The organism is Streptomyces narbonensis (genome assembly GCF_014649015.1).
Taxonomy (GTDB): Bacteria; Actinomycetota; Actinomycetes; order Streptomycetales; family Streptomycetaceae; genus Streptomyces; species Streptomyces narbonensis.
Genome location: NZ_BMSF01000019.1, coordinates 33,900 through 57,625, shown reverse-complemented (window position 1 = coordinate 57,625; position 23,726 = coordinate 33,900). Strand labels below are relative to the sequence as shown.

The 23,726-nt window shown below is 71.6% G+C and carries 27 protein-coding genes and 1 pseudogene; 19 read left to right on the top strand and 9 right to left on the bottom strand.

Annotated elements, in window-relative coordinates; all coding sequences use genetic code 11:
* The first annotated feature begins 64 nt into the window (after nt 1-64).
* The 6 genes from IE124_RS29020 (at nt 65) to IE124_RS28995 (ending at nt 4,941) form a co-directional block, all read left to right on the top strand.
* Nucleotides 65-850, top strand: a complete 786-nt coding sequence (locus tag IE124_RS29020; protein WP_189511972.1) for a DeoR/GlpR family DNA-binding transcription regulator — start codon at nt 65-67, stop codon at nt 848-850.
* A gap of 188 nt (nt 851-1,038) precedes the next feature.
* A complete protein-coding gene (locus IE124_RS29015) occupies nt 1,039-1,431 on the top strand; it encodes a DUF4406 domain-containing protein (protein WP_189512077.1) in 393 nt (130 codons plus the stop codon).
* Nucleotides 1,428-2,087, top strand: coding sequence for an NUDIX domain-containing protein (locus IE124_RS29010; RefSeq protein WP_189511970.1), 660 nt, complete (start codon nt 1,428-1,430; stop codon nt 2,085-2,087). The genes IE124_RS29015 and IE124_RS29010 overlap by 4 nt, the downstream gene beginning before the upstream one ends.
* A gap of 147 nt (nt 2,088-2,234) precedes the next feature.
* A complete protein-coding gene (locus IE124_RS29005; RefSeq protein ID WP_189511968.1) occupies nt 2,235-2,909 on the top strand; it encodes a DedA family protein in 675 nt (224 codons plus the stop codon).
* A gap of 245 nt (nt 2,910-3,154) precedes the next feature.
* Nucleotides 3,155-4,306 (top strand): sensor histidine kinase, encoded by a 1,152-nt coding sequence (locus IE124_RS29000; protein WP_189511966.1) that lies wholly within the window; start codon nt 3,155-3,157, stop codon nt 4,304-4,306.
* Nucleotides 4,306-4,941 (top strand): response regulator transcription factor, encoded by a 636-nt coding sequence (locus IE124_RS28995; protein WP_229832973.1) that lies wholly within the window; start codon nt 4,306-4,308, stop codon nt 4,939-4,941. The genes IE124_RS29000 and IE124_RS28995 overlap by 1 nt, the downstream gene beginning before the upstream one ends.
* Here the strand turns inward: IE124_RS28995 and IE124_RS28990 are convergent.
* The 3 genes from IE124_RS28990 to IE124_RS28980 form a co-directional block, all read right to left on the bottom strand.
* Nucleotides 4,926-5,426 (bottom strand): LuxR C-terminal-related transcriptional regulator, encoded by a 501-nt coding sequence (locus IE124_RS28990; RefSeq protein WP_229832957.1) that lies wholly within the window; start codon nt 5,424-5,426, stop codon nt 4,926-4,928. The genes IE124_RS28995 and IE124_RS28990 overlap by 16 nt on opposite strands.
* Complete coding sequence (locus IE124_RS28985; RefSeq protein ID WP_189511962.1) at nt 5,389-6,375, bottom strand: DMT family transporter; 987 nt, start codon at nt 6,373-6,375, stop codon at nt 5,389-5,391. Before IE124_RS28985 ends, IE124_RS28990 begins: the two co-directional genes overlap by 38 nt.
* 173 nt (nt 6,376-6,548) lie before the next feature.
* Nucleotides 6,549-7,484 (bottom strand): LysR family transcriptional regulator, encoded by a 936-nt coding sequence (locus tag IE124_RS28980; RefSeq protein ID WP_189511961.1) that lies wholly within the window; start codon nt 7,482-7,484, stop codon nt 6,549-6,551.
* Between the two features lie 489 nt (nt 7,485-7,973).
* On the opposite strand from IE124_RS28980, the gene IE124_RS28975 reads away from it, so the two are divergent.
* Complete coding sequence (locus IE124_RS28975; protein WP_189511960.1) at nt 7,974-8,972, top strand: TAXI family TRAP transporter solute-binding subunit; 999 nt, start codon at nt 7,974-7,976, stop codon at nt 8,970-8,972.
* 205 nt (nt 8,973-9,177) lie between these two features.
* Here IE124_RS28975 and IE124_RS28970 read toward each other — a convergent pair whose 3' ends face one another.
* Complete coding sequence (locus IE124_RS28970; RefSeq protein ID WP_189511959.1) at nt 9,178-10,611, bottom strand: sensor histidine kinase; 1,434 nt, start codon at nt 10,609-10,611, stop codon at nt 9,178-9,180.
* A gap of 18 nt (nt 10,612-10,629) precedes the next feature.
* Complete coding sequence (locus tag IE124_RS28965; protein ID WP_189511958.1) at nt 10,630-11,346, bottom strand: response regulator transcription factor; 717 nt, start codon at nt 11,344-11,346, stop codon at nt 10,630-10,632.
* Here IE124_RS28965 and IE124_RS28960 point away from each other — a divergent pair.
* The 9 genes from IE124_RS28960 to IE124_RS28925 all read left to right on the top strand — a co-directional run bounded on the left by IE124_RS28960 (nt 11,345) and on the right by IE124_RS28925 (nt 18,452).
* Nucleotides 11,345-11,521: a hypothetical protein gene (locus tag IE124_RS28960; protein ID WP_189511957.1), complete on the top strand. Its 177-nt coding sequence runs from the start codon at nt 11,345-11,347 to the stop codon at nt 11,519-11,521. The genes IE124_RS28965 and IE124_RS28960 overlap by 2 nt on opposite strands.
* A gap of 206 nt (nt 11,522-11,727) precedes the next feature.
* Nucleotides 11,728-12,513: an amino acid ABC transporter ATP-binding protein gene (locus tag IE124_RS28955; RefSeq protein ID WP_189511956.1), complete on the top strand. Its 786-nt coding sequence runs from the start codon at nt 11,728-11,730 to the stop codon at nt 12,511-12,513.
* Nucleotides 12,514-12,566: 53 nt separating this feature from the next.
* Nucleotides 12,567-13,388 (top strand): glutamate ABC transporter substrate-binding protein, encoded by an 822-nt coding sequence (locus tag IE124_RS28950; RefSeq protein ID WP_189511955.1) that lies wholly within the window; start codon nt 12,567-12,569, stop codon nt 13,386-13,388.
* Between the two features lie 119 nt (nt 13,389-13,507).
* Nucleotides 13,508-14,182: an amino acid ABC transporter permease gene (locus IE124_RS28945; RefSeq protein WP_189511954.1), complete on the top strand. Its 675-nt coding sequence runs from the start codon at nt 13,508-13,510 to the stop codon at nt 14,180-14,182.
* The gene (locus IE124_RS28940; RefSeq protein WP_189511953.1) at nt 14,179-15,069 is read left to right on the top strand and encodes an amino acid ABC transporter permease; all 891 of its coding nucleotides are present in this window, start codon (nt 14,179-14,181) and stop codon (nt 15,067-15,069) included. The genes IE124_RS28945 and IE124_RS28940 overlap by 4 nt, the downstream gene beginning before the upstream one ends.
* 227 nt (nt 15,070-15,296) lie before the next feature.
* Nucleotides 15,297-17,234 (top strand): FAD-dependent monooxygenase, encoded by a 1,938-nt coding sequence (locus IE124_RS28935; RefSeq protein WP_229832956.1) that lies wholly within the window; start codon nt 15,297-15,299, stop codon nt 17,232-17,234.
* Nucleotides 17,235-17,267: 33 nt separating this feature from the next.
* A complete protein-coding gene (locus IE124_RS35655) occupies nt 17,268-17,354 on the top strand; it encodes a putative leader peptide (protein WP_358477332.1) in 87 nt (28 codons plus the stop codon).
* 94 nt (nt 17,355-17,448) lie between these two features.
* Nucleotides 17,449-17,994: a cupin domain-containing protein gene (locus IE124_RS28930; protein ID WP_189511952.1), complete on the top strand. Its 546-nt coding sequence runs from the start codon at nt 17,449-17,451 to the stop codon at nt 17,992-17,994.
* Nucleotides 17,995-18,032: 38 nt separating this feature from the next.
* Complete coding sequence (locus IE124_RS28925) at nt 18,033-18,452, top strand: rhodanese-like domain-containing protein (RefSeq protein WP_189512073.1); 420 nt, start codon at nt 18,033-18,035, stop codon at nt 18,450-18,452.
* A 126-nt stretch (nt 18,453-18,578) separates the two neighbouring features.
* On the opposite strand, the gene recX is transcribed toward IE124_RS28925, so the two are convergent.
* Nucleotides 18,579-19,145, bottom strand: a complete 567-nt coding sequence (gene recX, locus IE124_RS28915) for a recombination regulator RecX (RefSeq protein ID WP_189511951.1) — start codon at nt 19,143-19,145, stop codon at nt 18,579-18,581.
* A 4-nt stretch (nt 19,146-19,149) separates the two neighbouring features.
* A pseudogene (gene recA, locus IE124_RS28910) lies at nt 19,150-20,239 on the bottom strand (recombinase RecA).
* Nucleotides 20,240-20,680: 441 nt separating this feature from the next.
* On the opposite strand from recA, the gene IE124_RS35570 reads away from it, so the two are divergent.
* Nucleotides 20,681-20,854, top strand: coding sequence for a hypothetical protein (locus IE124_RS35570; RefSeq protein WP_306432438.1), 174 nt, complete (start codon nt 20,681-20,683; stop codon nt 20,852-20,854).
* Here the strand turns inward: IE124_RS35570 and IE124_RS35565 are convergent.
* The gene (locus IE124_RS35565; protein ID WP_306432437.1) at nt 20,831-21,058 is read right to left on the bottom strand and encodes a hypothetical protein; all 228 of its coding nucleotides are present in this window, start codon (nt 21,056-21,058) and stop codon (nt 20,831-20,833) included. The two genes, IE124_RS35570 and IE124_RS35565, sit on opposite strands and share 24 nt — an antisense overlap.
* A 347-nt stretch (nt 21,059-21,405) precedes the next feature.
* On the opposite strand from IE124_RS35565, the gene IE124_RS28900 reads away from it, so the two are divergent.
* Nucleotides 21,406-21,648: a hypothetical protein gene (locus IE124_RS28900; RefSeq protein WP_189512089.1), complete on the top strand. Its 243-nt coding sequence runs from the start codon at nt 21,406-21,408 to the stop codon at nt 21,646-21,648.
* A gap of 446 nt (nt 21,649-22,094) precedes the next feature.
* On the top strand, nt 22,095-22,550 hold the full coding sequence (locus IE124_RS28895; protein ID WP_229832955.1) for a GNAT family N-acetyltransferase: 456 nt from the start codon (nt 22,095-22,097) through the stop codon (nt 22,548-22,550).
* Nucleotides 22,551-22,763: 213 nt separating this feature from the next.
* On the opposite strand, the gene IE124_RS28890 is transcribed toward IE124_RS28895, so the two are convergent.
* A complete protein-coding gene (locus IE124_RS28890; RefSeq protein ID WP_189511950.1) occupies nt 22,764-23,588 on the bottom strand; it encodes an SGNH/GDSL hydrolase family protein in 825 nt (274 codons plus the stop codon).
* Nucleotides 23,589-23,726 lie beyond the last annotated feature (138 nt).

The window sequence follows — 23,726 nt, the reverse complement described above, 5'->3', positions numbered from 1 at the left end:
CACCGCCCCCCCTCTACCTCACATGAGACAGTTCATTCGAACATCGCCGTGATAGAAATGAGTCATGGGTGTCGCCAATCGTCTGGACCTGACCCTGCGATTGGTGCAGGGCTCCGACCGGGTTTCCGTGTCGGAGCTCTCCCATCGACTGGGCGTATCGGAGATGACCGTGCGCAGGGATCTCGACGCGCTGGAGCGTCAGGGACTCGTGCGGCGCGTGCACGGCGGCGCCGTCGCCACCCGCGTACGGGACGAACAGGCCGGCTTCTCGGCGCGCGAGCCGTGGCAGGCCGCGACGAAGGACCGTCTGGGTGCGGCTGCGGCCGCGCTGGTGGAGCCGGGGTCGCGGGTCCTCCTGGACGCGGGGACCACGACCGTGCACGTGGCCGAGCACCTGGCGGCCCGGGGTCCGCTGACGGTCGCCGTGCTCAGCATCCAGGCGGCGGTGGTCCTGGCCGACAAGCCCGGGATCGACCTCCTGGTCGTCGGCGGGCGATCCCGTCCCGGCGAGCGCTCCCTCGTCGGCCCGCTCGCGCTGCGCACGCTGGAGTCGCTGGCCTTCGACTGCTTTCTGATGTCCATCGGCGGGATCCACGCCGAGCACGGCTGGTCGGAGTTCTCGCTGGACGACGCGGCCGTCAAGCAGGTCGGACTCGCCCGGGCCGGCCGCACGGTCGCGGTGGCCGACGCCACCAAGCTCGGCGTACGGGCGTTCAGCCGGGTCGCCTCGCTCGGCGCGGCCCACCACTTCGTCACCGACCGGGCCGCCGAGGACCCCGCCACGCACCCGGGCGGGCCCCAGACGCTGGACGCGCTGCGGGACGCGGGTGTCGACGTACAGCTGGCCTGAAACCGCCGTCGCCCTCGTCGGCTCCGCCATCGCCACTCGTCGGCTCCGCCGCCGGCCGCGCCCGTACCGGTATCCGCACGCGTCCCGCGTCCCGCGTCCCTCGCCCTTCGCCCTTCGCCCTTCGCCCTTCGCCCTTCGCCCTTCGTACCGAGGAGTGATCGCTCGTGACCACCGTTCCCCGCCCGCTGATGATCCTCGTCGCCGGCCCGTACCGCTCCGGCACCGGCGACGACCCCCACAAGCTCGAAGCGAACGTCCGGGCCATGAACGAGACCGCCCTCGCCCTCTTCCGCGCCGGGCACCTGCCCGTCACCGGCGAGGCCCTCGCCCTCCCGCTCCTGGAGGCGGCCGGCGGCGCCCGCCCCGGTGACGCGCTCTTCCAGGAGGTCTTCCACCCTGTCGCCGAGCGCCTGCTCTCCCGCTGCGACGCGGTCCTGCGGATCGGCGGGCCCTCGGAGGGAGCGGACATGATGGTCGCCCGGGCCCGCGAGCAGGGCCTCGGCGTCTACGGGTCCCTCGCCGCCGTCCCGGCCCTCGCCCCGCCCCTCTCCCCCACTGTCGACCCGGCCGCCGCGCGATGACTGCCGGCATCGACACCCCCGACCGCCGCGGCCGCACCGGCCTCGACCAGCAGGGCCGCGACCTGACCGGCAACCCGCGCGTACGGATCCGGGACGTCGAGGTGCTCTCCTGCGACTGGTTCGTCCTGCGCAAGACCACCTTCGACTACCGGCACAGCGACGGGCACTGGAGCCGCGAGGAGCGCGAGACCCATGACCGCGGCGACGGCGCGACCGTCCTCCTCCACAACACCGCACGCCGTACGGTGCTGCTGACCCGTCAGTTCCGCCTCCCCGCCTACGTCAACGGGCACCCCGACGGCATGCTCCTCGAAACCGCCGCGGGCCTCCTCGACGACGAGAGCCCCGAGGAGGCGATCCGGCGCGAGGCCGCCGAGGAGACCGGGCACACCATCGGGACCGCCGAGCACGTCTTCGACGTCTACATGAGCCCCGGCTCGGTCACCGAGCGGCTGCACTTCTTCGCCGCCCCGTACGAGTCGGCGGACTTCGCCGGCGGGGGCGGGGGGATCGCCGCCGAGGGCGAGGACATCACGACCGTGGAGCTCCCCTTCTCCGAGGCGCTCGCCATGGTCCGCGACGGCCGGATCGCCGACGCCAAGACCATCATGCTGCTCCAGTGGGCGGCGCTCGACGGACCGTTCCGACCGCTGTAAGGGGAGGGACGGGCAGGGACGGGAACTGCGGTTTTCCGCAGGGAGGTGGGCGGGAAGCCCCATACCGCGGCTGAGCTGGGATTTCTAGCGTGGAGACATACCGGGGAGATCACCCCGGTCCCTTCCTCGCCACTTGGAGACCTCGTCATGGCGCTCACCCGTCAGCTGCTGCTCGCCCAGGCCGCCCAGGAACCCGCCGACGGTGTCGCCGGGTGGGCCGCCGGGCTCGTCGAGACGATGGGCGGGCCCGGCGCGGGGCTCGCCATCGCGCTGGAGAACCTCTTCCCGCCGCTGCCGAGCGAGGTGATCCTGCCCCTGACCGGCTTCGCCGCGGGGCAGGGCGTGATCAGCCTGGCCTCGGCTCTCTTCTGGACGACCCTGGGCTCGGTGGTCGGGGCCGTGGCCCTCTACTGGATCGGCGCGCTGTTCGGGCGGCGGCGCATGCACGCGCTCTGGGCGCGACTGCCCCTGGTGAAGGTCTCCGATCTGGAGCGCACCGAGGCGTGGTTCGCGCGGCACGGCACCAAGGCGGTCCTCCTGGGGCGGATGGTGCCGATCTTCCGCAGTCTGATCTCCGTGCCGGCGGGTGTCGAGCGGATGCGGCTGCCCGTCTTCCTCCTGCTCACGACGGTCGGCAGCCTCGTCTGGAACAGCGTGCTCGTGATGGCCGGTTACTGGCTCGGGGACCGCTGGGACCTGGTCGAGGGGTACGTCGGTGTGCTGTCCAAGGCCGTGCTGGTGCTGGCGCTCGTGGCCGTGGCCGCGTACCTGGCCGTACGCCTCCGGGGACGCGGGCGCGCCCAGCACCGCCGCACCTCGTGACGGGAGAGCCGCGTCCCGTGGCCGGTGCACCGGGACACGTACCCTCCGGACGATCTTGTACGGGTCCGGGGCCGGCACTAGCCTCGGGAAGCGTGCGAGGGGGCGAGGAGTCTGGGAACGACCGGAGCAACCGGAGCGGCGGACGCGAGGCGGGACGCGAGGTCGGGCGACAGGTCAGGCAAAAGGGCAGGCAAAAGGGCAGGCAAGAGGCCGGACCGCAGGGCGAGCGCGGGGACACGGTGCCCGTGACCGGATCGGCGCCGCGCCGTCTGGCCGGGGCTCTCCTCGGTTGCCCCACGGCCCTGCTCGGCGTCCTGTTCTTCCTGGCCTCCGGGGCCGTCCTCGGACCCTTCCTGCTGTGGCCCCGGACCCGGCCGCGGGCCCGTGAGGTCCTGACGGCCGGCGCGCGGCGCCTCGCGGCGCTCGAACGCCGCCGCCGCTCCGCCTTCTTCGGGGACCGCTTCCCCGGCCCGTACACGGTCTCCGACCGGCGGCTGCTGCGCTATCTCGCGGTCCGGAGCTGGACGGGCCTCGTGTACGGGATCGTCCTCGGCCTCCTCGGCTTCGGCGCCTTCCTGGCCGTCCTGCTTGTCGGGGGCGTCGTGCGCGGCACGCTCGGCTCGACGGAGCTCTTCGCCCAGCTGCTCCTCGGCGGCGTCCTGCTCTTCCTCGACCTCCAGGGCCTGCACGCGCTGGCCGCCCTGGACGCCCGGCTCGCCCGCGAGTGCTTCGGGCCGTCCGAGAGCGAGCTGCTGCGGCGCCGGATCGACGAACTCGCCCTCAGCCGGGCCGCCGTCGTCCAGGCCGTGGACGCCGAGCGGCGTCGCATCGAGCGCGATCTCCACGACGGGGTGCAGCAGCGGCTCGTCGCGCTCGCCATGCTGCTCGGACGGGCGCGCCGGAGCCGGGACCGCGACGCGGAGCAGGCGGACGCGCTCCTCCTCCAAGCCCACGGGGAGGCCGGGGACGTACTGGCCGAACTGCGGGACGTGGCCTGGCGGGTGTATCCCTCCGCGCTGGACAGCCTGGGCCTCGAAGAGGCCCTGGGCGGGGTGGCGCAGCGGTGCTCCGTCCCGCTGCGCATCCGGTTCGAGGTCACCGGGCCGCTGCCCCGGCCCGTGGAGACGGCCGCCTACTTCGTGGTCTCCGAGGCCGTCACGAACGCCGCCAAACACGCCTCGGCCTCCGCCGTCTCCGTCCACGTCTCGCTCGGCGGCCCGCCCGGAGCACCGCTGCTCACGCTGCGGATCGAGGACGACGGCCGGGGCGGCGCGGACCCGGCCGGCAGCGGACTGACCGGCCTGCGGAGCCGGGTCGCCGCGCTCGACGGCGTCCTGCATGTCGACAGCCCCCTCGGGGGACCCACCACTCTTGTCGCGGAGCTGCCGTGCGCGTGATCCTTGCCGAGGACTCGACCCTGCTGAGGGAGGGCCTCGTCCGTCTGCTCACCGAGGAGGGCCACGAGGTCGTGGCCGCGCTCGGCGACGCCGTGACCCTGGTCGCTGAGGTCGGAGCCCTGCGTCCGGACGTCGCGGTCGTCGACATCCGGATGCCCCCGACGCACACGGACGAGGGGCTGCGGGCCGCCGTGGAGATCCGCGAGCGGTGGCCGGAGACGGGTGTCCTGGTCCTCTCTCAGCACGTCGAGCGGAGCTACGCGGCCCGGCTGCTGGCCGCGGGAGCGGAGCGGGTCGGCTATCTGCTCAAGGACCGGGTGGCGCAGGTCGAGGAGTTCCTCGACGCGCTGGAGCGGGTCCACGAGGGCGGGGCGGCGATCGACCCGGAGGTCGTAAGGCAGTTGGTCGTCCGCAGCACGCATGGCGATCCGCTGGGCCGGCTGACTCCGCGCGAGCGCGAGGTCCTGGAGGTGCTGGCCCAGGGCTACACGAACGCCGCCATCGCGCGGCAACTGCACCTGTCCCTCAGCGCGGTGGAGAAGTACCTCAACGCCGTCTTCGACAAACTGGAGCTGCGCAGGGCGGACGGATACAGCCGCCGGATCCTGGCTGTGCTGCGCTATCTGGAGTCCTGACGCCCGATGACCGCGGCAAGTTGGGCCCGCCGCCGGATGTCGAGCTTGCGGTAGATGCGGGTGATGTGCAGTTCCACGGCCCGGGTCGACACCGTGAAGGACGCGGCGATCTGCTTGTTGGTGAGGCCGTCCAGCATCATCGCGGCGATCCGCCGCTCATGAGGGGTCAGGGCCGCGGCGGCCGCCGGAACGGGCCGCTCGGGGCGGGCGGGGGCCGCGTGCCCCAGCGCCGCGTTCCACTCCCGGACGCGTGGCTCCCCGACGACCCGGGCTCGTGCGTACGGGTCGGCCTGGAGCACCTGTAAGAGCGTCCGGCGGTCGCGGGCCTCGCAGAGGAGGAATTCCCCGGTGCCGTCCCGCCACGGGCCGCCTCCGAGGAGGATGCCGAGGGCCGCCATCCTCCGCCAGTACGTCCGGTGCGCCTCTCCGAAGACGGCCCGGTCCGACTCACTCCCGCGGAATACGAGCTCGACCACGAACGCCACGCGCGACTCCCCCATCGATCCCGGGCGTTTCCGCTTTCGACGCTACCACCGGCCCCCGGCCCGTTGGATGAACGGCGTGTTGCGGCCCGCGCCGGAGCAGACCGGTCGCCGCGAGCACCGCCAGCGCCCCGAGCCAGACCGTCCAGCCGAGGGGTTCGTCCAGCACCACCGCGCCCAGGACGACGGCGACCGCGGTCATCAGGTAGGTCACTGTGGAGGCCACCGTGGGCCCGTCCTTGATGATCAGCTCGAAGTTGAGCAGTGCGGCGAAGCCGGTGCAGAGCACGCCGAGGACGAGGACCGCGATCACCGAGTCGGTGCGCCAGGTGACGGCCCGGAGGCCCAGGAAGGGGAAGGCGGCGAGCAGCATCACGGTGGCCGCGCTCAGTTGGCCGCCCGCCAGTACGAGCGGCGGAATGCCCTTGCCCACCAGGAACCTGCCCGTGTACGCGAAGCCGGCGCCGAAACTGATCGAGCCGAGGACGAAGCAGAGGATGCTCCAACTACTCCCGGCCGAAGCGGAGTTCCATGGCGACGCGATGAGCGCCGTACCTCCGAGGCCGAGGAGGACACCGCCGGCCGTGTAGCCGGAGATCCTCCTCCCCTGACCGAGCAGCAGGCCCGTCGCGAGGGTCCAGATCGGCGCGCTGCCGTTGACTACGGCGGCGACGCTGCTGGAGCCGGCGACCTCCCCTTCGGCGTACAGGGTCCACGGAACGGCGTTCCCGAGCAGTGCGGACACCGCCAAGTGCCACCGGATCGATGCCCCCTTGGGCAGCCTGAGCCCTTTCGCGTAACCGATGGCGAGGATCACGGCGGCGCCGAGCGCGAGCCGGATGAGGACCGTCTGCACGGGAGAGAACCCGTACCCCGCGATCTTGATCCACAGGAAGACGGAGCCCCAGACGAGACTCAGCGCGGCCAGCCGGGTGGAGGTGGCTCTGGACATGGGCGTTCCCGCTCTGGAGAAGGGCAGTGCAGAGCGCTCCCCGAGGGATGTTCGGGAGTCTCCGCGGTACGGGAACGAGCCTGGCTCCGGCGTCCGGGCCGGGTCCAGCAACGTCTGCTGGACGGTACCGTCCACGGGCCGTTGAGCGTCGCGAAGACCTCCGCAGCCGCCGCTCAGCCTGCGACGACGGCCTCGGCCACCGTGCTGAGCGCGTCCAGGACGGCGGCGATCTCCGGCGAGGTCTGGCTGCCCTCCCGTACGGCCGCGAAGACCGTGCGCGAGGGCGCCCTGTCGCTGAAGGCGCGCACCGTCACCTCGGGCCGGGGCGCCGGTCTGGCCGTCCGGGGGACCAGCGCGACCCCCAGGCCGAGCCGGACCGCCGCGAGCGTGGCGTCCCAGTCGCCGATGGCGTGGGAGGCGCGCGGGGTGAACCCGGCCGCTGTGCACGCGGCGACGCCGATGTCGTGGCACATCCCCGTCGTGGCGAAGATCCATGTCTCCCCGGCCAGGTCGGCCAGGGCGAGGCGGGGGCTGTCGAGGAGCCGGTGCCCGTCGGGCAGGGCGATGTCGAAGGGGTCCTCGCAGAGGGCGACCCGGTGGAAGCGTGCGTCGAACCGGTCGCCCTCGTCCGCCGGGCGACCGGGGTGCGGCGCGGTGTCCGCGGAGACGACGACATCGGTCTCACCGCGGTGCAGGAGGGAGAAGCTCTCCGGCGGGTCGACCTCGGCCACCGAGGCGCGCAGCAGCGGTCGCGTCTCTCGCAGCCGGGCCACGGCGGGCAGGATCAGCGCCGAGAGCGTGGTGGAGAAGCCGGCCACCGCGACCTCGCCGAGGTCGCCGCTGCCGTGCGCGGCGAGCTCCGCCCGCATCCGGTCGACCTGGGTGAAGACGGCGTCGGCGTGCCGGAGCACGATCCGCGCCGCGCCGGTGAGCCGCAGCCTGCGGCCGGACGGCTCGGTGAGCGGGACGCCCAACTCGCGCCCGAGGGCGCTGAGCTGCTGCGAGACGGCCTGCGGGGTGAGGTGGAGCGCCTGGGCGGCGGCGCTGACTGTGCCGCGTTCGCTGAGTTCCCTCAGGACCCGCAGCTTCCGTAGATCCGGATCGGCCACGCCCTCCGCCCCTCCCGCTCGCGCCCCACCCCGCTTCCGTATACGGAGCGCTCTTGGGGGACGCTACCGATCCGCGTCCGCCCTCGCGGCCCGGACCTCCGAGGGGCTTCGGGCTCCCGTAGTTTTCCCCCGGAGGGAGGCGAGTGGTGCGCTCGGGCGGGGACGCCAGGGGCGGGCAGGGGACTGCCCTCAAGATCACCGAACGCATGCCGACGCTAACCGTCCGAGCCCCGGTGCCACGGCAGGACACACGGCGCGGCGCAGAGGGCGGGGGCCGCTCACCGCTTCGGCGGAGCGCACGAGTGCGCCCGGGGAGCGCGACCCCGACCCCGACCCCGACCCCGGCCCCGGCCACGACCACGACCCCGGCCACGACCACGACCACGACCACGACCACGACTACTCCACACCACGGACAGCCACGAGCCGCTCGACCTCACACCCGCCGTCCCTGGCCAGCGGCGGAGGTGAGCTGGCAGGATCGCTCCCATGTTCGCCTCGCTCTCCCGTGCCGCCCGCCGCCGCCTGCTGGCGCTCTCGGCCGCGCTGCTCGCGTTGTGCGGGGTGATCGTGTGGTGGCTGGTTCCTTTCGGTTCCTCGGCCCCGAGCGGCTCCGTCACGTTCAGTACGGGCGTCCCCACCGGCGTGTACCAGCGTTACGGCGAGCTCCTCAAGCGGGCCCTCGCCGAGGACCTTCCCGAGGTATCGGTGAAGCTCACGGACAGCGAGGGCTCCCAGCAGAACCTGGCCCGCGTGGCCTCGGGTGAGGCGGACTTCACCGTCGCGACGGCCGATGCGGTGGCCCAGTACCAGCGCGAGCGCAAGCCGGGCTTCGAGCGGCTGCGCGGCTGCGCTCGGCTGTACGACGACTACGTCCAGCTGGTGGTCCGCAAGCGGTCCTCACTGCAGACCGTGCAGGACCTGCGGGGCCTCCGGGTCGGCGTGGGCCAGGACGGCTCCGGCGTCCGCCTGATCGCCGACCGGGTCCTCGCGGCGGCGGGCCTCGCCACCGCCAAGGACGTCCAGGCGGTCTCGGCGGGCATCGACACGATGCCCGGGCTCCTGGAGAACGGCAAGCTCGACGCCTTCTTCTGGTCGGGCGGACTGCCCACCCAGGCGGTCCAGGCGCTGTCCGAACGGTTCCAGATCCGGCTGATCCCGCTGGAAGCGCCGCTGGTCGACCGGCTGCACGACCTCGGCGAGGAGACCCGCCACTACCGCTCGGCGGCGATCCCCGCCGACGCGTACGCCCGCGCGCAGGACGGCCGGCCGATAGAGACCCTGGCCGTGGCGAACCTCCTGGTCACCACCGTGGAGGCCGACACGGACCTGGTGGAGGGCTTCACCCGTACGGTGATCAGGAGCCGGGACCGGATCGGCTCGAAGGTCCACCCGGCCCAGCTGGTGGACCTACGGACGGCCGTCTACACGGAACCCCTCCCCCTCCACGAGGGCGCCCGCCGCTACTACCGCTCGGTGAAGCCCTGAGCGCCTGGGCCCTCCGTTCCCGGCCCACTCCCAGCAGCCCACTCCCAGCCCACTCCCAGCCCGCTGTCGAGCCGGCTCTCAGGCCCCTGAGCCTCGCACTCCGCTCCCCGGGCCTCGATGAGAGCCCCACGCCCTCGTAGGCGAGCCCTGAGGCCGGCTCGTCCGAGCCCTGGGCCTTGAAGCCCCCTACGCTCCGAGCCCCGCCCTATCGCTCGCCGAGGCCCTGCCCACGCCCGCCTCGCTCCCCCGGAGCGTTCCGGGGCACGGTGACGGTGACCCGCAGGCCGTGCGGCTCGTTGGGGGCGAACGCGAGGCCCCCGCCGCCCGCCGTCAGCAGCACGCGCGTGATGGAGAGCCCGAGGCCGGAGCCCTTGATGTTCTGATGGCGGCCGGAGCGCCAGAAGCGGTCGCCGACGCGGACGAGCTCGTCCTCGGTGAGACCGGGTCCCTGGTCGGCCACGACGACCTCGACGCCTGCCCCGCCCGGGGGCACGGAGACGGTGACCGTCACCTCCTCCCCCGGCGGGGTGAACTTCAGTGCGTTGTCGATCACCGCGTCGAGCGCGCTGGAGAGGGCCACCGGGTCCGCCCATCCCGTGACGGCGCCACACTCCCCGGTCAGCAGGACGCCCTTGTCGTTGGCGACCGGCCGCCAGGACGCGACGCGCTCCGCCGCCACCGCGCCGACGTCGACGAGCCGCAGCTCCGCCGCCGCGTGCTCGGCGAGCGCCAGGTCGAGGAGGTCGTCGAGGACCTGCGAGAGGCGCTTGCCCTCGGTGCGTACGGAGGCGATCTCCTCGTTGCCCTCGGGGAGCTCCATGGCGAGCAGCTCGATCCGCAGGAGCAGCGCGGCCAGCGGGTTGCGCAGCTGGTGCGAGGCGTCGGCGACGAAGGCCCGCTGCTGTTCGAGCGCGTCCTCGACGTTGTCGGCCATCTCGTTGAAGGACAGGGCCAGGCGCCGCAGTTCGGGCGGCCCGCCGGTCGCCGCGACCCGGGAGTTCATCCGTCCGGTGGCGATGTCGTGGGTGACGGAGTCGAGGACGCGGACCGGCTTCAGCACCCAGCCGGTGAGGCGGAAGGCCGCGCCGACGGCGACCAGCATCGCGGCCGCCTCGCCCGCGAAGATCAGCAGCCAGCCGCGCAGGATCCGGGAACGGAGCTGTCCTGTGGGCGAGTCGGTGACGACGACGGCGACGACGTCACCGTCCCGGACGACCGGGGAGGCGATGGTGAGCCGTGCGTGGCCCTGCCAGGGCCAGACCTGCGGCGGGTCGTGGCTGCGGCGCCCTAGCAGCGCCTCCTTGAAGGCGCGGCGGCCCTCACCCTCGTACGGCACGACCCAGTCCTCGGGGGCGGCGGCCATGGCGCGGTCGTCGCGGTAGAAGATGCCGGCGCGGATGCCGTACACGTCGTGGTAGCTGGCGAGTTCGCCGTTGAGCGTGGTGCGCCGCTCGTCGGTGCTGGGGCTGCTCGCGCTGACGAACTGGGCGAGGGCGGCGAAGCGTGCGGCGTCGTCCAGCCGGTCGACGACGACCCGCTGCTGCTCGGAGGCGGCGAGGCTGGCGGCGAGCGGGAAGCCGAGGGCGAGCAGGACCCCCGCCATCAGGACGATGAGCAGGGGCAGGAGTCGGGTGCGCACTTGTGGGCCGGCCGGGGGTTACGCGACGGGGGCGACCAGGCGGTAGCCGACGCCCCGCACGGTCTCGATCAGGGTGGGCATCCGCAGCTTGGAGCGCAGGGAGGCGACGTGCACCTCCAGGGTGCGGCCGGTTCCCTCCCAACTGGTGTGCCAGACCTCGCTGATGATCTGTTCGCGGCGGAAGACGATCCCGGGGCGCTGGGCGAGGAGCGCGAGCAGGTCGAACTCCTTGCGGGTGAGGGGGACCGCCTCTCCGTCGACGCTGACCCGCCGGGTGGGCAGCTCGACGGTGACGGAGCCCAGCCTCAGCAGGGTGCCCTCGGCGGCTCCGGCGGTGCCCGCCGTCGCCTCCTCGGTCCCGGCGTTGCGCCGGCTGACGGCGTGGATGCGGGCGAGGAGTTCGCCGGTGTCGTAGGGCTTGACGACGTAGTCGTCGGCGCCGAGATTGAGGCCGTGGATCCGGGAGCGCACGTCCCCGCGGGCCGTCACCATGATCACCGGGGTGGCGGTGAGCTTCCGGATGCGGCCGCAGACCTGGTAGCCGTCCTGGTCGGGGAGGCCCAGGTCGAGCAGGATCACCCCGTACGAGGGCCGGTCGCCCTGCGCGGTGGGCAGGACGGCCTGGAGCGCCTCCTCGCCGTTGCGGGCGTGGGTGACGGTGAAGCCGTGCCGGGCCAGGATGGCGGAGAGGGCGGCGGCGACGTGGTCGTCGTCCTCCACGAGCAGCAGTCGCATGCGTACCTCCTCCGTGATCTTCCTGGTCTTCGCGACCCTGGCGACCCTCGTGACCTACGCGATCTGCCTGATCCGCGTGATCGTCGTGGTCTTCATCGTCTTCTTCGTGGTCTTCGTGGTCTTCGTGCGCGCCTCGGCGGCGGCTCTCTGTGTACCAGGTGGTACCAGGGCATGAACGCCGATCATCGGCATCACAGTCAAGTCTCCCCCTGTTACGCCGACGTTTCTGTTATCCACCCGGTACGCCCCGGGCGCCGCGTTCACGCAGTGTGTCCGTTTGCGACCGGATCGTTATCCTCAATTTCCGCTCAGATGTGATGACGGTCGTCTCGTCGGGTCTCTAGTGTCCTCCCCAACCGAGCAGGACGGAGCAAGAGGCCCATGAGCGGAGTGTCAGTGTCCAAGGGTCCCGAGGACGCCACGCGCGGCGCGGACGACCTGGTCGTCCTCTCCGAGGTCAACAAGCACTTCGGCGCGCTGCACGTCCTCCAGGACATCGACCTGACGATCACCCGCGGCGAAGTCGTGGTCGTCATCGGACCTTCCGGGTCCGGAAAGTCGACGCTGTGCCGGACGATCAACCGGCTGGAGAGCATCGACTCCGGCACCATCACCATCGACGGCAAGCCGCTGCCCGCGGAGGGCAAGGAGCTCGCCCGACTGCGGTCCGACGTCGGCATGGTCTTCCAGTCCTTCAACCTCTTCGCGCACAAGACGGTGCTCGAGAACGTGATGCTGGGCCAGATCAAGGTCCGCAAGACGGAGAAGAAGGCCGCCGAGGACAAGGCCCGTGCCCTGCTGGACCGGGTCGGGGTGGGCACCCAGGCGGACAAGTACCCGGCGCAGCTCTCCGGTGGCCAGCAGCAGCGCGTGGCGATCGCCCGCGCGCTGGCCATGGGCCCGAAGGTCATGCTCTTCGACGAGCCGACCTCCGCGCTCGACCCCGAGATGATCAACGAGGTCCTCGAGGTCATGCAGCAGCTCGCCCGGGACGGCATGACGATGGTCGTCGTCACCCACGAGATGGGCTTCGCACGGTCCGCCGCCAACCGGGTCGTCTTCATGGCCGACGGAAAGATCGTCGAGCAGGCGTCGCCCGAGGAGTTCTTCAGCAACCCGCGCAGTGACCGGGCCAAGGACTTCCTTTCCAAGATCCTTCACCACTGAGCGAGTTCGGACCTATTCTTCCCAACTCACGCCTACTCAAGGGACGTTCCACCATGAAGCTTCGCACCACCTCCGCCGCCGCCGCGGCCGCCGTCGTCCTCGCGCTGACCGCCACCGCCTGCGGCACCGGGTCCGACTCCGGCAGCAACGGCGACAAGATCAACGTCGGCATCAAGTTCGACCAGCCGGGCCTCGGCCTGAAGACCCCGGACGGCAAGTACGCCGGCTTCGACGTCGACGTCGCCCGCTACGTCGCCAAGGAGCTCGGCTTCGCCGAGGACAAGATCAACTTCAAGCAGGCGCCCAGCGCCGAGCGCGAGAACCTGATCAAGAACGGTGACGTCAAGTTCGTCGTCGCCAGCTACTCGATCAACGACAAGCGCAAGAAGGAGGTCGACTTCGCCGGCCCGTACTTCCTGGCCCACCAGGACCTGCTCGTGCGCGCCGACGACAGCTCGATCACCAAGGTCGAGGACCTCAACGCCAAGAAGCTCTGCTCGGTCACCGGCTCGACCTCCGCGCAGAACGTCAAGGACAAGCTGGCCCCGAAGGCCGACCTGCAGCAGCTCGGCGGCTACTCCGAGTGCCTCACCGGCCTGGAGAACAAGGCCGTCGACGCCCTGACCACCGACGACTCGATCCTCGCGGGCTACGCCTCGCAGAAGGACCACGCGGGCAAGTTCAAGCTCGCCGGTCTCCGGATGAGCGACGAGAAGTACGGCATCGGCGTCAAGAAGGGCGACGACGAGCTGCGCGGCAAGATCAACAAGGCGCTGGAGAAGATGGTCTCCGACGGCACCTGGGAGAAGCTCGTCAAGCAGCACTTCGGCCCCTCGGGCTACAAGTACGAGCCCGCGCCCAAGGTCGAGAACTGACCTGACCCGCTCCGGCCGTGACGGCCGCCCCCGATCCGGGGCGGCCGTCGCACCGGCACCGGCCGCTGCCCACGCACCGGCCGTCCACCGACCGACCACCAGGGGAGAGCGCGGGCATCGTGTTCGACTTTCTTGATTCCGGGCAGTACGACCTGCTCGGCGCCTTCTGGGTGACGGCGAAGCTCGCCCTCTATTCCGCGATCGGCTCGCTGATCTGGGGCACCGCCCTCGTCTCCATGCGGGTCAGCCCGGTCCCGCTGATGCGCTCCTTCGGCACCGCGTACGTCAACCTCGTCCGGAACACCCCGCTGACGGTGGTCCTGGTGGGCTGCCTGCTGGGCCTCAACCAGACCCTGGGCATCACGCTCGGCGGGGGGCGCTCCGAGGACATCGGCTTCCGGCTCGCCGTCCTCGGCCTCGTCGCCTACACGGGCACGTTCGTCTGCGAGGCGCTCCGCTCGGGCATCAACACCGTCCCGGCGGGCCAGGCCGAGGCCGCCCGCGCACTGGGCATGAGCTTCACCCAGGTGCTGACCGTGGTGGTACTCCCGCAGGCCTTCCGCGCGGCGGTGACCCCGCTCGCCAACGTCCTGATCGCCCTCACCAAGAACACCACCGTGGCGGCCGCCATCGGTGCCGTCGACGCGGCGTTCCTGATGAAGACCATGATCGAGAACGAGACCGACGCGCTCTTCGCCGTCTTCGCCGTCTTCGCCTTCGGCTTCATCGTCCTCACCCTCCCCACCGGCCTGATCCTGGGCTGGGCGGCCAAGCGACTGGCGGTGAAGCGATGAGCTCCGTCCTGTACGACACTCCCGGCCCCCGCGCGAAGCGGCGCAACGTCGTCTACACGATCGCGTTCGTGGCGGTCGCCGCCCTGGTGGGCTGGTGGGTGCTCTCCGCCCTGAACGACAAGCACCAGCTGGACGCCAACAAGTGGAGTCCGTTCGTCACCGACTCCAACGTCTGGACGACGTACCTGGTGCCCGGTCTCACCGAGACCCTCAAGGCAGCCGCGCTCGCCATCCTGATCGCGCTCCCCCTCGGCGCCCTCCTCGGCATCGGCCGGCTCTCCGACCACCGCTGGGTACGCGTGCCCGTCGGCGCGGTCGTGGAGTTCTTCCGCGCCATCCCGGTGCTGATGCTCATGATGTTCGCGGCCGCCCTGTACCGGGAGTTCACGACCATCAGCTCCGACTTCCGCCCGCTGTACGCGGTCGTCACCGGCCTGGTGCTCTACAACGCCTCGGTGATCGCCGAGGTCGTCCGCGCCGGTGTGCTCTCGCTGCCCCGGGGCCAGGGCGACGCGGCCGTCGCGCTCGGCATGCGCAAGGGCCAGACCATGCTGTACGTCCTGCTCCCGCAGGCCGTCACCGTGATGCTCCCGGCCCTGGTCAGCCAGCTCGTCGTGATCGTCAAGGACACGGCGCTCGGCGGCGCGCTGCTCGGCTTCGAGGACCTGCTCAGCCAGGCCCGGCAGATCACCGCCAACTACGGCGCCAACACGATCGCCACCCTCGTGGTCATCGCGCTGATCTACATCGTCCTCAACGGCATCATCACCAACCTCGCCGGACGGCTGGAGCAGCGCCTGCGGCGGGGACGGAAGTCCACCGCGGCGGCCATCCCGGCCCAGGCGGCGGCCCCCGAGGCCGAGGTGAAGTCCGTCAGCGGCGCCTGACCCCGAGGTCGGCCCCACCGGCAGTGACCGGTGCGCGCCGACGGGGTCCGCGGGACAACAGGGGTGGGCCGGAGCGGCACTGACTTCATGTCAGCCGCACCGCGCCCACCCCGTCACTTGACGCAAGCACCCTCAGTAGGTTGCATACGGTCTGTGATCAACCACCGGGCTCGTGCCACACTCAGATGTGCTGCCCTCATGACCGTCCGGCCTTCAGGAGCCGCGCCGTGGACCCGGTGATCATCGTGGGCGCCGGGCCGGTCGGCCTCGCGCTCTCCCTCGCGCTCGCCGCGCAGGGCGTGCCCAGCGTCGTCCTCGACGAGGGCTCGGGCAAGGAGGAACCGCGCCCCGCGCGCACCGCCGTCCTGCGCGCCGACATGGCCGCGATGGTCGAGCGCCTCGGCTGCACGACCCTCCGCGACGAGGGCGTGCGCTGGGTCGGCTGGCGCAGCGTGCGCCGCCGCCAGCTCGTCCGCCACACCCCGCTCGACCTGGGGCTCAGCGGTACGGAGGAGTGGGCGGAGGACCCGGACGCCCCGTCCGTTCCGGCTGCCCCCCTGCACATCCCGCAGCACGCCCTGGCGCGCGGGCTGCGCGACGCGATCGGCCGGCAGAAGCTCGTCCGGCTCGTCACCGAGGCCCGGCTCGACACGATCGAGCAGGACCGGGACGGGGTCGTCGCCCACACGCGGGGCCCTGAGGGCACGTGGTGGCGCGGCAGCCACCTCGTCGGCTGCGACGGGGCCCGGTCCACCGTGCGCAAGCTGCTCGGCATCCGTTTCCCCGGCCGCACGGCGGTGGAGCGCCACGCGGTCGCCGCCCTCCGAACCGAACTCCCCTGGCCCGGCGAGGCCCTGCTGCACCGTCAGCCCCCCTGGCGGGGCGCCGGCGAGGAGATCGCCGCCCGCCCGCTGCCCGACGGGGTGTGGCGGATCGACTGGCTGCTCCCGCCCCGCGGCGAGCTGGTCACTCCGGACGCGCTGGTCACCCGCATCCGCGAGACCCTGGCGGGCTGGTGCGACGGGGTGACTCCCCCGTACGAACTCATCGACACCGGCGTCCACACCCTGCACCACCGCCTCGCCCGGCGCTGGCGGGTCGACCGGGTACTGCTCGCCGGGGACGCGGCGCACCTGCTCGGGGCGGTCGGCACCCAGGGCCTCGACGAGGGGCTCCGAGACGTGGACAACCTCGCCTGGAAGCTCGCCCACACCTGGCACCACGGCGCCTCGGAGCGGCTGCTCGACAGCTACCAGAGCGAGCGTCGGACGGCCATCGCCTCCCGGCTGCGCGCGGCGGACCAGTCGCTGCCGGCGCTGCGCGGCGGGGGCGGGCTGCGGGCGTACCTCCTCGGGGCGGCGCGCGTCCACGACGCCCTGCTGACCGACGGCCACGTGGGGCGCGGCCCGCTCGGCGCGCCCCCCGCGTACCCGCACTCCCCCCTCGCACCTCCGAGCGCCGAGGGGCAGACCCCGGTGGGCACGCCGACGGGCGCCCCGGTCGAGGACGTCCGGGTGACCGCCCCGGACGGCACGACCGTGCGGCTGCGGGACCGGCTCGGTAGGGGCAGGCTCCTGGTCCTGCTCGTCGCCCCCGGCACCGGCGTGTGGGACCGCCGGCACTGGCGGACCGCCGGTGTGATGCCCCGGCTCGAAGAGGCCGTACGCGCCCTCCCGGCGAAGGCCGAGGTCCTGGTCACCGAGGCGTACCCGGGTGCCCCGGCCCACGCCGTCCTGCTCGTCCGGCCCGACGGACACCTCGTCGCTTCCTTCGCCGGGGTCCGCCCGGAGGAGCTGTACGCGGCGGCCGACGCGGCCCGTGGCGGATCCGCCACCGCCGAGGCGCCGACCGAGGAGACCTCGGAGAAGGCTGGGCCGAAGGCCGGGACGAAGACCGGTGCGAAGGCTGAGCCGAAGGCCGGCACGAAAGGTGAGGTGAAGGGCGGGACGAAGGGCGAGGTGAAGGCCGGGACGAAGGGCGAGGTGAAGGCCGGGACGAAGGGCGGGACGAAGGGCGTCGAGAAGGCCGAAACGAAAACGGGTGCGAAGGGCGAGGAGAACGGCGGGGGCGAAGCATCCACCGGCGTTCCCCGCGACATCTCCGCCGAGGCCCCCGCCGGGGTCTCCGTGGCCGCCGACACCGACCACAAGGTGGACATGCATTGATTCCGCGCGGGCGCGCATGGTGTACTCCGGAGCGTGACCGACACCGATGTGCGCCTGTGGCGGAGGGTCCATATGGACCTCGTCCGCTATGCGGGCTGCATGTGTCGCCCCTCCTGCTGACTTCGCCCCCTTCTCCGCGCGCGCCCCGCCACTGACGTCCGTCCGTGTGCCCGGTGCCGTCGCGCGCTCCTCGCGAACTTCAGGACGGTCATCCGTGCCCCAGCCGGCCCCCACCCCTTCGCCCGTCGTCTCCACGCTCCCTCCCGCCGCCCCGACGGCGTCCGAACTCCTCGACTTCGTCCGCCGGACGGCCGCCGACCGGGACCTCGTCGACTCCCTGCCGCTCGACCCCGAGGGCCGTACCTGGGTACGACTCGACGGCCCCGGCGGCAGCGAGGCCTGGCTCATCGGCTGGCCGCCCGGCGCGGGCACCGGCTGGCACGACCACGCCGAGTCCCAGGGCGCCTTCGCCACCGCCCGCGGGGCACTGACCGAGAACGCCCTCGCCGTACGGCTGCCTGCGAGCGGCTGGAAGACGCTGGAGCTTGCCGACGGCCTCGACCGCTCCCGGCGGTTGTCGGAGGGCGAAGGCCGGGCCTTCGGCCGTCACCACGTGCACGAGGTGCTCAACGAGTCCACGGACACCCACGCGGTGTCGGTGCACGCGTACTACCCGCCGCTCCCTCTGATCCGGCGGTTCAGCCGGGCGGACGCAGTGCTCCGCCTGGAGCAGGTCGAGCGTCCGGAGGACTGGCAGTGAGCGAGGAGCGGGCGGCCGACGAGGTCACTCCGGAGCGGGTGGCCGTCGAAGCCACTCCGGAGCGGTTGGGCATCGACGAGCTACTCGAACGGGTCAGAGCGGGCATCGCTCGGATCGAGCCCCGAGCCGCCCACGAGGCGTTCGAGGCGGGTGACGCGCTCCTCGTGGACACGCGCTACGCGGCCCTGCGGCAGCGGGACGGGCTGATCCCGGGCGCGCTGGTCGTGGAGCGCAACGAGCTGGAATGGCGGCTCGACCCACTGGGCAGCCATCGCGCGCCGGAGGCGGACAGCCACGACCTGCGGGTGGTCGTCCTCTGCAACGAGGGCTACGCCTCCTCCCTCGCGGTCGATTCCCTCCGTCGCCTGGGCTTGCACCGGGCGACCGACCTCATCGGCGGCTTCCAGGCCTGGAAGGCGGCGGGCCTCCCGGTCCTGCTCCCGACGTCCGGCGCTTGACCGGACCGGACGAGTTGGCCGGACCGGACGAGTTGGCCGGACCGGACGAGTTGGCCGGACCGGACGAGTCCTCACCGTCTCGCCCCGGGACATCCTGGCCGGACGAGTCCTTCTCTCCCCCCCGGGTCAGAAGGACTCGTCCAGCCCGTCCGTGGACTCACCCTCGGCCTCCAGCGCCTGGCGGACGACGCGGAGTGCCATGCCCTCCGGGTACCCCTTGCGGGCGAGCATCCCGGCGAGGCGGCGCAGGCGCTTGTCTCTGTCGAGACCTCGTGTGGCGCGCAGCTTGCGGTCGACGAGCTCGCGCGCCGTGGTCTCCTCCTGCTCGGAGTCGAGCTGGTCCACCGCCTCCTGGATGAGCGTGGGCTCGACTCCCTTCGTCCGCAGCTCGCGGGCGAGGGCCCGGCGGGCGAGGCCCCGGCCGTGGTGGCGGGACTCCACCCAGGCCCCCGCGAAGGCGGCGTCGTCGATGAGCCCGACGTCCTCGAAGCGGGAAAGGATCTCCTCCGCCACGTCGTCGGGAATCTCCCGCTTGCGCAGGGCGTCGGCCAGCTGCTTGCGCGTGCGGGGGGTCCCGGTGAGCAGGCGCAGGCAGATCGCGCGCGCCCGCTCAGCCGGATCCTGGGGTGACGGCTCCTTCTCGGCCCTCGACGAGTCGGGGCCGTCACCCGGCCATTCGGTGCGACCGGTCACCGGTTCAGCTCTTGGCCGCGGTGGCCTTGGTCGCCTTCGCGGTCTTGGTCGCGGGTGCCGGGACGGTCTTGGCGGCATCGTCCGCGCCGGCCGCGTCGGCACCGGCCGCCGCGTCCGCAACGGGCTCCGCCGACGGGTCCTGGGGCTTGACGCCGACGCCGAGCTTCTCCTTGATCTTCTTCTCGATCTCGTCGGCGAGGTCGGGGTTGTCCTTCAGGAAGTTACGGGCGTTCTCCTTGCCCTGGCCGAGCTGGTCGCCCTCGTACGTGTACCAGGCGCCTGCCTTGCGCACGAAGCCGTGCTCCACGCCCATGTCGATCAGGCCGCCCTCGCGGCTGATGCCCTGGCCGTAGAGGATGTCGAACTCGGCCTGCTTGAAGGGGGGCGCGACCTTGTTCTTGACGACCTTGACGCGGGTGCGGTTGCCGACCGCGTCCGTGCCGTCCTTGAGGGTCTCGGCCACCGGTCGTGGTCTCCGGCGAGCCGAACATCACGCCGATCTTCTCGCGGAGCTGGTTGATGAAGATCGCGGTGGTCTTGGACTGGTTGAGCGCGCTGGTGATCTTCCGGAGCGCCTGGCTCATCAGACGGGCCTGCAGACCGACGTGCGAGTCGCCCATCTCGCCCTCGATCTCCGCGCGCGGGACGAGCGCGGCGACGGAGTCGATGACGATCAGGTCGAGGGCGCCGGAGCGGACCAGCATGTCGACGATCTCGAGCGCCTGCTCGCCGTTGTCCGGCTGCGACAGGATGAGGTTGTCGATGTCGACGCCGAGCTTCTTGGCGTACTCGGGGTCGAGGGCGTGCTCGGCGTCCACGAAGGCGACCTGGCCGCCGGCCTTCTGGGCGTTCGCCACGGCGTGCAGCGTCAGGGTCGTCTTACCGGAGGACTCCGGGCCGTAGACCTCCACGACGCGGCCGCGAGGCAGGCCGCCGACACCGAGCGCGATGTCGAGCGCGGTCGATCCGGTGGAGATCACCTCGATCGGCTCCTGGACGCGGTCACCCATGCGCATCACGGCGCCCTTGCCGAATTGGCGTTCAATCTGTGCGAGCGCGGCGTCGAGCGCCTTCTCGCGGTCGGTTCCTGCCATGGGTTCCACCCGGTTTGCTTGAGTCGATCGCTTCATGTGAAAGACGCTAACCCCTGCCACTGACAATGGGCCCCGACGTCCCCTCCGACCTGTGGACAACTCGCCGGCGAGCCCGCCGACGAGCCCTGGTTTTCCGGGGCCGGACCTCCATCAGAATGGATGTTCGATTTTAGTGTCAAGCGCGCCACGCGCACCGGCAGGACCCGCCCCACCATGCCTGTGCCACCGAACGTTGATCATCGCCATCGAACCTTGATGATCATGAGGTTTGTGCCACCGAAGTTTGAGTGTGCTGGTCAGGGGTGGCAGTGGGGGGAGCTTGCGGGTGCGTACGCGGATCCGGATCTGGGGGCGTTTGACCTGGGGTTTGTGGAGGGCGGCGTACAGGTACGGCGGTCTTTGGCCTCCTGCTGGGGCCCCCGCTTGGAGCGGGTGACACCGGTGAGGCCGTTCCGGTGGCCCAAGGGCGGGAAGAGCTTCGCAGGCTGGTACTTCTGCGCCACCACCGGCGAGTACATCGGCTACGAGTCGTGGCTGGAGCGCGACCGGCTGATCCTTCTTGACGCCGATCCGCAGGTGACCGGGATCGCTTCACAGCCGTTCTGGCTGCGCTGACACGACGGCGAACGCCGACGTCGTCACGCTCCTGACTAGTTCGTACGTCTCGTGGACGGGCGGGCTCGGGTGGTCGATGTCAGGGCCGCCGACCGTGTCGACGATGCGGCTGCCGAGGATTTCGCCGCGACGGAACGCTTGCCGGGCGGTCGGCTGGGAGTTCACGCACGCGGGCGTCGCGGACCCGGTGCTGATGGCGAACATGCGGTGGCTCCCGCGCTACCGCCGACACCGATGCCTGCGACGGGACGTCGCTGACCAACTGCTGGAGGTCTTCGGCGAGCCGGGCCGGCTGCGAGAGGGGGCAGTGCGGGTGGGTGATCCGTTGTTGGTACTGCCGGTGCTGTTCCCTCTGCTGTGGTCCGGCGCCCTGGAAACGGACGTGAACTCGCGACTGCTGGGGTCGGATTCGATGGTGCACGCAACGGCGGGAGGGATGCGATGGGGCGGCTGGTCCGGCCGGACAGTCTGGCGGTCGGGGAACGGTTCCGGTTCAACGGGCAGGTCCGGCTGGTTTGGCGGTCTCGGGCCGCTCGGTGACGCTGTCGGACATGGGCGGCGCACCGCAAACTGTTCCGCCCACTCTGCTGTTCGCCGACGACGACTTCGATGTGGTGGACAGCTCGGGCCGCATGCCGCTGCCTCCGGTGTCACTGCTGGAGACACTGCCGCAGGCGACGCTGGAGAAGGCTCTGTGGTGGGAGGGGCACATTCTGGAGGTCCTCAACGGACTGCCGCCGGATGCCGCTCTTGGCGGAATGCGCGGAACTGCCGCAGGACGACGGCGCTTGTGATCCAGGTGTCGTGGTTGTCGACGAGGTCGCGCCATGCCTGGCCGGGCGTCGCGCCTGGTGGTAGAGGGCGGCGATCAAGGAGTGGTGTTCGTCAGAGAGGCGGGTTGTCCGGCCGATGACGATCGGGTTCATGTCGGGGAACGTCGGGCTGAGGATCTTCCTGATGAGCCAGCGCGGCAGTCCCCGCGCGTCGGCGATCTGACGCAGGCTGCCCTTGTTCCTGAGGGCGTCGTGCTTGATCGGGCCGACGATGTTGGAGCTTCGGCGGCGGGACTTCTGGGTGGCGAGTCGGGCCAGCCGGATAGCCGAGATCTACACCACTCAAACTTCGATGACACGCTGTCCCGCGTGGCCACAGAGTTGCCGATCTTGACCTGGCAGATGGTCGTGACGTCAGATGCGATGAGAAGTCGGCAACGAGATGGCACCACCGCAGGGAGTTTGGCGTGATCATTACAGAAGAGGATGTTTTCGACCCTGCCGAGATGCTGAGCCTCTACGACTCAGTCGACTGGGAGGGCTACACCGCCGACGTCGACAAGCTCTGCCGCGGCCTGCGGAACTCTCACCTGGTCATCACCGCGAGAGATGAGTCGGGAACGCTTCTCGGACTGGCCAGAACCGTCTCCGACGATGAGCACATCTGCTACGTCCAGGACGTCGTGGTCAACCCCGCTTACCACCGCCGTGGTGTCGGTCGATCTCTGGTCGAACACCTCATGCGGCGTTACTCCCACTGCCGGTTCTTCCTTCTGTCCACCGACCATGAGTCGTCGCCGGAGGGCAAACGCAACCACGCGTTCTACCGGAGCCTGGGCTTCTTGTCCTACGAAGAGAAGGAGATGGCGGGCTTCGGCCTGCCCAGGAACCGCCCTGACCTACGCGAGATGCCGCCTCGCTGACCGCCCGGCACCCAACCACAACTCACAGATCCACGCAGTGGCCCCGCCTTCTGCGGGGCCACTGTTGCAACCATCTCGCATCGCTCAAACTTCGACGGCACACGCTCACACTTCGGTGGCACAGGACACACCACTCCGCTCCACCGAGCTCGCCGCCCCTGCCCCACCCCCACTCCACCCCGGTTCCGCCCTGCCCCGCCGAGCACCGGCCCGCTACCGGCGGGTGTCCTCCACCGGCAGAGACCCACCGGGGATCGCCGTCACCACCGGCGACAGCTCCGGGCGCTTGGCCCGGCGGCCGTCGCCCGACGAGCGCCCGCGGAGGCGGCGGCCGAGCCAGGGACCGAGGAAGGCTCCGGCCCAGCGCGCTTCGGCTCCCACCGCACGCAGGCCCGTGAGCGGAGGCTGCGGCGGCGGAGGCAGCGGCCGGGACCAGGAGTCGTCGCTGCCGGGAAGGTCGAGGGCGTGGGCGACCGCGGCGGCGATCCGCTCGTGGCCGAGCGCGCTGGCGTGCAGCCGGTCGACGCTCCACATCCGGGGGTCGGTGACGACCGGGTGCTGCGCGGCCTCGGCGACCGTGACACCGTGCCGGTGCGCGGCCTCCCGGATGAGGTCGTTCAGGAGCCGCACCCGCGACGCGAGCGGGCGGGCCGCCGGGATCAGCCTGCCGACGTCGGGGAACGTGAGGGTCGCGACCCGGGCGCCCTGACCGGTCAGAGCCGCGAACATCGCCTCCAGGTGCCCGGCCGTCGCCTCCGCGTCGAAGCCGGGCCGCAGCAGGTCGTTGACCCCCGCGACGACCGTGGCCAGGTCGGGCCGCAGCGCGAGCGCCGGGGCCAGCTGCTCGGCGCGCACCTGACCGGCGAGCCGGCCGCGTACGGCCAGGTTGGCGTACAGCACGTCCGGTTCGTCACGGGCGAGCAGCTCGGCGAGCCGGTCCGCCCAGCCGCGCAGGCCGACGCTGTCGTCGCCGTCGCCGACCCCTTCGGTCTGACTGTCACCCAGGGCGACGTACCGCAGAAACGTGCCGTCCGACATGAGGCCTCCGTCCTTCGTGGACGCCCCGCGGGACGCCTTACTAACTTTTTTGACTATACAACTCAACCCCTGACGTATACCGAGACCTCCAGGGACCGGACACGACCGGCCACGGGCCCCACGACGCGCCCGCGCCTA